Raw genomic sequence first — 1,861 nt, forward strand, 5'->3', positions numbered from 1 at the left:
TCCCTTGGGGATTTGACCCCGACAGAGTTCCTCATGAAAAATTCACCCAAGGAAACCTCTACTTTTGGATGGCACTAACTTGGGGAGGTTTACAATGCCATGGAAGCCAACGCTTTAAAATTATAGCACAGGATAGATCATATATTGAAGAACGCATGGCATCTGGCATATGGTGGGAGAGACTCACGTATAAAATGTGGTACTATTGCTCAGACTGCGGTCAATCTATGTTTTTCTGGGGAATACTATCCCTTATATTAGCTTTCGCATTTGGTATTCTTTATTATTCAATAGGCGGAAGCAACTTCAACACTGCTTTTTTAAAAGGCAATGATGGCAATCCTGGTTTTTGGGCGCTTCAATACTACAGCATAGTCACCTTCACTACGTTGGGCTTCGGAGACATTGTTCCAAAAACAGGTGTAGCTGCATTTCTAGTTACATTAGAAGTTATTACTGGATATATAATGCTAGGAGGCCTAATTGCAATTTTTGCAAATAGACTTGCGAAAAGAAACGATTGACTAGACTTGCGGCTTGATCTGAATAGCGACACCCAGTTTCTGCCTGATCTCTTGATAAACAGATACAGGTACACCCTCATCCATTTCAAGAGTAACAGCTATCGCATACGGAATACCTTCACTAATCTTATTAGCAGCATCCGCTCTACATTCAACACGAATAGACAACTCTTCCCCATCTAAAAAATCTAAAGCCTTATTACCAGACATGACTTCATGCTGAACTGTTCCACGCTGAACAGCGCGCCAATCTGCTTCAGTTCTTCTGACACCGAGTTCATCCAAAGGTGGAGTAAACCTTAAGTGTGCCTGTCTATATTTTCTATGCTCAACATTTATCGGCGTAATCCAAGCCAACGTAATTACTAAACCTCTCCAAAGAGTTGTTCCTGACAATCCAGCAGGAAGTGGTAAATTATATATGTGCGCCTTATCTTGCTCCAGTTCTCCATACCCGAGAACAGTGGCCCGCTCTTCCGTACAAATCAATACCCTATCAATGTTTGTCGATCCATAACCAAGATGTTTTGATATTATATTCTTAAAAATTCTAGAATTGTTATGCGTTTTTAAAACGCTTAAAGATTTCTCAGCTTCTTTATCCCAACGAGAACTATGAACAATCATGGCCTTTAAAAGCGAAGGGATATTTTTATCAGCAATATTGCCTATTCCATACATGGCTGCAAGTTCCTCAAGCAAATTGTAGCATCTTGCAGCCCCTCTTGTCGCTAATGCAGTGGCATTACTTGTTCCTCTAGTATATGTAGCGCGGTCAAGAGTTACACCGGGACATGCCACAAGTTGCCCGGGTGCTTTATCTATCTCCGCTATCTTGTATTGCGAACCAATCACGGGTGCCAAGAATAGTTGACGGCCACCAGGGAACAACACCTCTGGTTTCACGGAGCGATTAAAACCACCCCCACGAGCACTAATTGGACTTGCCAAACCTGGTGTTGACAGCAAATCAACTCTACGGTCTCTAATATAGTCACCACTCTTATCATGATGAAGTGCGCCAACTGTGAGAGCGTTTATTGATTCCGCAGGGGACAAGAGACGACGATTTCTAACATCCCCATCAATCGCAGAAAGAGTCTTTCTCTCCAACTCATCCGACCCACTTTCCTCAGAAACGGAAATATCTAAATCATGTGTATGATTGCCCGCACTTACACAGAACAACACATTGTACCTGAATCCGTGAATAAGTGTTGCCAACGTTGTTGGCTCGAAATCTCAACCATATTTTTCGAAAATCCAGGCGACTTTCGACCTAAAAATTTTCAACTGAAGGACAATTGTCGCTTCGCAAGCTCTGAGAACCGACTTTT

2 protein-coding genes are annotated in these 1,861 nt (G+C 42.3%); one reads left to right on the forward strand and one right to left on the reverse strand.

Annotation, left to right across the window (positions count from 1 at the left end; translation table 11 throughout):
* The first annotated feature begins 227 nt into the window (after positions 1 to 227).
* Positions 228 to 524 (forward strand): ion channel, encoded by a 297-nt coding sequence (locus H4684_RS20910; protein ID WP_225940602.1) that lies wholly within the window; start codon positions 228 to 230, stop codon positions 522 to 524.
* Here the strand turns inward: H4684_RS20910 and H4684_RS20415 are convergent, their stop codons facing one another.
* Positions 525 to 1,748 (reverse strand): S8 family serine peptidase, encoded by a 1,224-nt coding sequence (locus tag H4684_RS20415; RefSeq protein WP_192625168.1) that lies wholly within the window; start codon positions 1,746 to 1,748, stop codon positions 525 to 527.
* Between the last annotated feature and the right edge of the window lie 113 nt (positions 1,749 to 1,861).

It is taken from the genome of Desulfomicrobium macestii (assembly GCF_014873765.1).
Lineage (GTDB): Bacteria > Desulfobacterota > Desulfovibrionia > Desulfovibrionales > Desulfomicrobiaceae > Desulfomicrobium > Desulfomicrobium macestii.